The sequence below is a fragment of the Bacteriovorax sp. DB6_IX genome (genome assembly GCF_000447775.1).
In the GTDB taxonomy this organism is placed as follows: domain Bacteria; phylum Bdellovibrionota; class Bacteriovoracia; order Bacteriovoracales; family Bacteriovoracaceae; genus Halobacteriovorax_A.
In genome coordinates this window covers 1-7,012 of the sequence record NZ_AUNJ01000183.1, presented here as the reverse complement: position 1 = coordinate 7,012, position 7,012 = coordinate 1, and the positions used below count along the sequence as shown (strand labels likewise).

Below are 7,012 nucleotides of genomic sequence, written 5' to 3'. Positions count from 1 at the left end.
AAGTGTTTTGAATCCATTCTTCTTGCTGCTAGAGGAGTAAAAGAAGATGTCAGTGTGACATATTGATATGCATAGTGAAGATACTTAATATAGTATTCTTTTGCATTCTCACCATTTGTAATATCTTGGTAGAATTTAGACTCCTCAATTAATTTGATTCCTCTATTTAGTGCTTCTTTTAGTGAGCTTTCAAAACTCATGAAATCCTCCTTGCAGGGTTGCCACCCCAAGTCTCTCCCGACTTGATGTCACAGTCTTTATCAATTACAGTATGACTCTTTATTTTAACATTATCGGGTATTTGCGAGGCAAACTTAATAGAGCACTCTGCACCGATTCTGACATTGTCTCCAATATGCACATCAGGATAAACAGAAGTAAGAGCTCCGACTACAGTGTGGCTACCAATTCGACAACCAGGGGCGATATTGGCACTTCCACCAATAACTGATCTTTCTCCTATGATAACTTCTTTTTGCACATGAGTTTTTCCATTTGGAGAGTAGTGGCAACTAATAGTGCACCCAAGCCCTAGAATTGATTTCTTTCCTACGCTAATTAACTCTGGCTGTCTAATGACAGTATTCATTCCTACAAGAGTTGAGAAGGGAAGCTTCATTCCCATTAAACGGTAGTAGAGCCAATTCAAATAGAAAATGAAATGAATTTGTTTGGCAAAGGGAGAGGCGATGATAATTCCCTGAAAGAGGGAGTTTAGAATCCATCCTACGTACTTCTTATTTGTCCCAATAGGAAATTCTCCCACATGCAGCTTTGGCTGTACTATCCTCTTAAATACTCCGACGAAGATCACAAGGAAGTTGAGAAAGAGAAAGTATCCCAATAAGATGGCCAGGACTTGAAAGATGAGTTGTTCACACCAAAGCATCTTGGCCACGGAGTAGGCCGCAAATCCCGACAGGGAATAGATTAATAAACTAAAAACTAAATAGGCGATATCAAATATTAAAAACATAATCCTCTACTATTTTATCTAAGTGTTGGGGAGCTTCAAGGGGCAGGTAATGACCAAGTCCTTCAAAGAGCAGGCATTGTGCCTGAGGCATGATTTTTTGAAATTTTCTAAAATGTCTCATAGAAAAGATTTTATCGTTTTCTGACCACAGAAGGATAATCTTGTCTTGATAGAGTTCAAGTTGTTTCTGATAGTCCACATTGAGAGCGTCAATGGCCATTTTGACAAAGGCCTCTTTTTGCAGATCACTATTACTTGACCAAAAGGACTTGTTAATAGGGTAGTAGTCACTGGCCCTTTTTAAGACTTGAGGCTGACTTGTATCAAAGTGAGATAGGAAGCTCTCGCTAGAATCAAGGGCCAGGGCCTTATCAATAAAGTCCTTGGCCGGCATATGAGTGATGGCGTGGGCAATCATCTCTTTTCTTGCACGAGCGACCTTTAATCCTCCTGAGGCCATGAGAATAAGTTTCTGGGCCTTATTTTCAAGAAGCTCATTAATTCTTAAACTCAATGTTGCCCCAAGTGAGACACCAATGAGGCAGAAGTCCTGATCTTTGATTTGAGTCTTGATTTGTTTGGCAAAGTAATTGGCCAAGTACTCTAGCGAGTCTTCGGCCTGGAGAGTCTCTTGGTTATAGGGATACTCTAGAATAATCTGGTTCTTATATTGATTATACTGATAGAACTCCTTAGAGTGCCCCATAGGAGGGATTGTAATACAAGTTACCACTGTTGATTCTCTCCTAGCTCATAAATAATCTCTGGCTCTTTGAGAGTGATAATTTCAATACATTTCTTTGCCACTTCTTTTATATCGAGTAGATTCTTTTCGCCTACTCGTTGAATAACTTCGTTCGACATTTGCGCCCTAATTCTTGGTGTGTCAATAAGCCCTGGATGGAGAATGCTAACATGAACGCCGCGTGGAGAGAGCTCATTAGAAAAGGCCAGAGCAAGTCCTGTTAGGGCATTCTTCTCTGTAATATAACTGACCTTACCAGGGCCTCCCCTTCTTGATAGTAGGCTGCCGAGTAAGAGAATTTTTCCTTCTCCCTTTCTTGACATTGACTTAGAGGCGGTCTTTAAGAGATCAAAAGTTGGGACAATATTATTCTCTAGTGATCTTGCAAATTGATCGGACTTCACACTAAAAACTAAGTTTGATGGTGTAAAAATATGGGCACAGTGTATGACTATATCTGGTTGGATTCCATCGGCCTTAAGACTTTTAAAAAGAGATTTTGTGGCCCCTTCTTGTGTCATATCCCATTGGTAGATATGGCAATCTGTGTTTTCGTGGCGTGAGGAAGTACGAATCACTTGAAACTCTGTTGGGTCTAGAAGCTTTGAAATGGCCTCGCCTAGTCCCGTTAATCCACCAGTTATCAATATCGTTTTCATCTATATCTCCCATCTCAAAAGAAGAACTCCTGCTGAGAATCCTCCTCCTGTAGCAATAAGACAGATATTGTCACCTTTTTTAATCTTGCCAGATTTCACCGCTTCATCAAGTAGAACTGCTACTGATGCAGAAGTCATATTTCCAACTTGATCGAAATTGATAAGATACTGATCTTCATTTAGACCGAGATTATCTGCTGCGGCCTTGACGATATTGCGACTGGCCTGATGAAAAATAAAAGTTGAGATATCTTCCTTTGTCATTTGACTCTCTTCAAGGGCCCCGCTAATAAGATTGGACATCTCTTTAATGGCCGATTCAAAAATACCTGAAGCATCTCGCATTTCAATATGACCATCATTTGGTACTACAATTGAATTCCAGAAGCGTCCATCACTTAGAGTTTTGGAATAGAAGATACCTACTTCACCTTCTTCACAAGGCTCGAGAGTCACAGCACCAGCACCATCTCCAAAGAGCATGACTGTTCTTCTATCTTTCTTGTTGAGGTAGTGGCTACGTGTCTCTGCTGCAACACATGCGACTTTTTTCATTCCGGTTTGAACCATTCTTCTTGCCTGATCGATAGCAAAGACAAAACCGCCACAGGCAGCCGTGAGATCAAAAGCAGGGTAGAGCTGGCCCGGAGTGACCAGTGATTGAATAATACAGGCCGTGGCCGGAGTCATGACATCTTGAGAAACAGTAGAGACAATAAGAGCGTCAAGCTTCTTTTCTGGGTCTTTGTCTAAGACTTTTTCTAGCGCCTTGGCACCAAGGTCCGAGGCCTTCTCATCATCTGCGGCCCAGTGTCTCTTTTCTATACCAATATTAAGCTTAACCCACTCATCTTTTAGACGGAGAGAATACTTATCAATAATATCCTGATTGCTCATAACACCATCTGGAAGATGAGATGAACAGTTAGAGATTTTGACCCCAAATCCTCTTGGTTTCTTAGACAATTGTCGCTCCTTATTTCTTTGTATAAGGATATTTTAACCTAAAAGTCTGTCTAGTTGGAAGATGTGATCTTTTGCAAGATTTCCTGACGTTTTATTTTACCCATATTAGTCGTAGGAAAAGTTTCTAGGAAGTAGATTTTTTGAGGGAGAAAATCTAGAATGATTTGTTTAGATAAATCTTCAATAAACTTTCTCTGATCAAACGAGGCCTCAAGACTTGAGTCCCCCTCTATAACGAGCACTGGAATTTCTCCATGAAGTTTTGAAGGAAGGCCAAGTAAAATATTTCTATGACCGACTAAAGAAGTCGTGATTGGTTCAATTTCTTGGGGGTATATATTGACCCCTGCAAAGTTTATTGTGAAATCTGCACGGCCCTTGAGTAAAATGAGCGCGTCCTGTCCAAGGTTCGTTTCTTCTGCCATATCTTGTGTATTAAAGTAGCACTGATCTAAATCTTCGATATCTTCGTTGGCATAATCTGATCTGACATGGAGAGTTCCATTCTCTATTTCCATTTCTACACCAGCAAGCGGCGCTCCAATTGGCAGCGTTTCACTTGTCAGTAGATCAAGACGAGTCGAGCCCTTTTTTTCGCAATTAAGAGTTGAAACCCTAGGGCCTAACTCGCTAAGACCATAGGTATAGAAGATTTCAGCATTTGGAAAATAATTCATCAGCTCGAGAATCTCACTCTTGTAAATATGGGCCGCTCCAATACTGATTTTCATTGATCTCTCTACCGTGAGCTTCTTTCTTTTCATAAACTTCATCAAAAGACGAGCAAGAGTCGGAGTTAGATAGAGGAGATCAATTTCTCTTTCTTCAATGGCCGAAATTAATTGTGGATTTTTTGGAGTTTCATTAAATGTGTATAAGTGATGACCCATCGTCACGGTACTTAGAATCCCTATGACAACACCAAAACTATGAGTCAGTGGCATTGGGAAGAGGATATTCTGTGCTCCACTAATTCCTAATGATTCATAGTGGGCAAGTCCATTCTTTACTGGTCTTTCTAAACGAAAGAGAAAGGCCTTTATTGGACGATCACTTGAGGTTGTCCCACTTGAGCAAGTGATATGAGACATAAAGTTGGGCCTAGTCTTATTTTCTAATCTTATTCTTAGCTCATCCTGTTTTGCTTGTGGGATGGCCGGATTTATAATCACGGGAGTGATCTGGTTATTTAGACAGTGAAAGTATTCGCGTATTAAGACTTCTTTATCTGAATGGGCAAGAAGTGAAACTTTATTACTTGGTTTATTAAGGGCCTCTGTAGAAAGATCGATTTGAGCTTCTAGCGGCGCCCCTGTCTGATTTGCCTCTTTGTCTAGAATATAGAAAAATCCTTTTTTCACTTCGCTTCTAGGCATGTGTCTCTCTTAGTTTTACTCGATTGATTTTAGAGTTGTGACGATCATCCACAGGAATCTTATCAATCTGAATAATATTGAACTCTCTAATTCCAAAACTAGAGACCTTCTCTGTAATGACTTTCTTCACATGATCTATATTATCGAATATTTTAGTTTCAATGAAGACTTTAATTTCTGCCTTATCTTGAATGAGTGCTGAGCGCGAAATGGCCTCGAGCTCATCAAGGGACTCTTCAATAGGATAGGGATGGAATTCATTTCCTTCAAATTGAATAATGTCTTTCACTCGACCAACAAGCCAGAGTCTACCCTGGTCATCAATCCTTCCACAGTCTCCAGTTCTGTGCCATCTCTGACCATCAGGACTGAGAATCTTATTCTCTTTTGTGGCCTTTGGATTATCAACATAAGTCTGTACAACGTGCGCACCCTTGATGATGACCTCGCCAACATCTCCAGTTTCAACACTATAGGGTTTTGCTTCATTCTTATCAAATTCACTAATGATCTTTGGTAATTTAACAATGGCAACTTCAACACCATCATAAGGTCTTCCCACTAGAAAACCTTGTCCTTTAGAATTGAGCATCTCATTGACTTCTGCAGTTGAGATTGGAGCAACTTCAGTTGAACCATAAATAATCTCACACTTGGCGTTGGGGTAAACCTTGTCTAAGTCAGCGCAGAATTCCTTTGTGACAGGACAGCCTCCAAAGGCCAGATTTGTTAGTGTTGATATCTGAATTTCTCTTTGCTTTAAGTTGTCCACAAGCTTCTTATTAAAGGCAAATGAGCCACACATACGATTTACTTTCCATTTCGTCATTTGGTGAATAACCACATCGGGGTTATAGTCAGCGATCTTTGCAAAGTCTACCGCTGGAACTACTGTTGTAATTCCACAAAGAAGATTCATAAAACCAAACATTGGAAAAGAAGGAAAGTCGATAATATCTTCATGGCAATTCCAATTCTTTTCTATACTCTTAATTTGTTCAGTAACGTTCTTAATATTTCTGTCCGATCCCTTTGATCTTCCTGTTGAGCCAGAAGTAAAGGTAATTAAGGCATGATCATTTTCTTCAAGCTCAAGTGCTTCAATCTCACAAACCTTTGAGCTATAGAGATCATCGAATGAGCGAACTCCTAAGCGAGTTCTATCGGCGCTATATTTCTTCTTAAACCACAGTTGTGGGATAAAGTAGTGATACTTGAGAAGTTTATCAATACTAACGATGGCCTTAGCTCCTGAATCACTAATGGCGTTGAGTATCTTCTTTAGTCCAATTCCCGGATCAAGAAAGACACAGACCATTCCCAAACTAAAGACGGCCAGCATAAAAGCGTAGGTCTTTTCACTTATTGGGGCAAGGATAATAATACGATCTCCGCGCTGGTATCCACTTTCAATTAGGCCATTACGATATTTTGAGACTTCATTGTAGAAGTCTTGATATGTTAAATTGATCTCATGATAGGTCTCAAGCGAGTCAATGCCCTTTGGAATGACAAAGGCGAGCTTATCAGGATGCTTTCTTACATTATCGATAAATCTTTGGGCAAGGTTGGCAATTTTCACTTCGCCTTCCTCGAGTTAATATTTATACTTTGTTGAATATTGGAAAGCACAGAGACACCAATGATTTTTGATTTGATCTGCATCTCTCTAAATCTTCCAATGAAGTAGGCCATTGGGAAGTTTTGCTCTTCGATTTGTCCTCTTTCATAGAGATCACGCATCTTGGCCCTTTGAACTTTTCCTGATGTCGTCTTTTGAATTGTTCCTGGAGCAACAATCGTAATTTGATCTTCTTTTACTGGAATAAAAGATGAGATCTCCTTTGAGATTTTATTTCTTAGTTTTAATCTTTCGGCAGTTTTAAAATACTTAAGACTCTTTCTTGTCTCAATCACAATGTGGACTTTTTCGCTATCAGTCGTTCCATCTTTTCTTGCAAAGGCCGCAAGTCTTCCTGCTCTAACTTCTTTAATTGTTGTTGCATATGACTCTAATTCTTCGGCATTGATATTGAGCCCGTTAACGATAATGAGGTCTTTTTTACGACCTGTAATATAAAGTTCTCCTCCTACCATATAACCGAGATCACCAGTTTTTAGCATTCCATCTTGAAAGAGGTCTTTATTAATATCTTCTCTTTGGTAGTATCCTTCCGTGGTTGAAGGACTTTTAATGAGAATATTTCCAATTGATCTCTCAGGGAGCTCATTTCCTCTATCATCAACAATTTTGACTTCAATATCGGCAAGTGGTTTCCCACATGAGACA

At 39.7% G+C, this 7,012-nt stretch carries 8 protein-coding genes; all 8 read right to left on the bottom strand.

From position 1 onward, the window contains the following. Positions 1-200: hypothetical protein (locus M901_RS05435; protein WP_021277179.1), on the bottom strand; the 200-nt coding region annotated here is incomplete at its 3' end. Next, a complete protein-coding gene (locus tag M901_RS05430) occupies positions 197-976 on the bottom strand; it encodes a DapH/DapD/GlmU-related protein (protein WP_021277172.1) in 780 nt (259 codons plus the stop codon). The genes M901_RS05435 and M901_RS05430, both read right to left, overlap by 4 nt. Next, the gene (locus M901_RS05425; protein ID WP_021277173.1) at positions 960-1,709 is read right to left on the bottom strand and encodes an alpha/beta fold hydrolase; all 750 of its coding nucleotides are present in this window, start codon (positions 1,707-1,709) and stop codon (positions 960-962) included. The genes M901_RS05430 and M901_RS05425 overlap by 17 nt, the downstream gene beginning before the upstream one ends. Beyond that, positions 1,703-2,380: an SDR family NAD(P)-dependent oxidoreductase gene (locus M901_RS05420; RefSeq protein ID WP_021277177.1), complete on the bottom strand. Its 678-nt coding sequence runs from the start codon at positions 2,378-2,380 to the stop codon at positions 1,703-1,705. Before M901_RS05420 ends, M901_RS05425 begins: the two co-directional genes overlap by 7 nt. Beyond that, a complete protein-coding gene (locus M901_RS05415; protein ID WP_021277175.1) occupies positions 2,381-3,346 on the bottom strand; it encodes a 3-oxoacyl-ACP synthase III family protein in 966 nt (321 codons plus the stop codon). A gap of 50 nt (positions 3,347-3,396) precedes the next feature. Further along, complete coding sequence (locus M901_RS05410; RefSeq protein WP_021277174.1) at positions 3,397-4,722, bottom strand: AMP-binding protein; 1,326 nt, start codon at positions 4,720-4,722, stop codon at positions 3,397-3,399. Then, the gene (locus M901_RS05405; protein WP_021277178.1) at positions 4,715-6,304 is read right to left on the bottom strand and encodes an AMP-binding protein; all 1,590 of its coding nucleotides are present in this window, start codon (positions 6,302-6,304) and stop codon (positions 4,715-4,717) included. The genes M901_RS05410 and M901_RS05405 overlap by 8 nt, the downstream gene beginning before the upstream one ends. Further along, positions 6,301-7,012 (bottom strand): AMP-binding protein (locus tag M901_RS05400; RefSeq protein WP_021277176.1); only part of this gene is annotated, 712 nt, incomplete at its 5' end. The genes M901_RS05405 and M901_RS05400, both read right to left, overlap by 4 nt.

Excerpts from the sequence above, each read along its gene's own strand:
- M901_RS05430 (WP_021277172.1), bottom strand. The coding sequence starts at position 976 with ATGTTTTTAATATTTGATATCGCCTATTTAGTTTTTAGTTTATTAATC.
- M901_RS05420 (WP_021277177.1), bottom strand. The coding sequence starts at position 2,380 with ATGAAAACGATATTGATAACTGGTGGATTAACGGGACTAGGCGAGGCC.
- M901_RS05410 (WP_021277174.1), bottom strand. The coding sequence starts at position 4,722 with ATGCCTAGAAGCGAAGTGAAAAAAGGATTTTTCTATATTCTAGACAAA.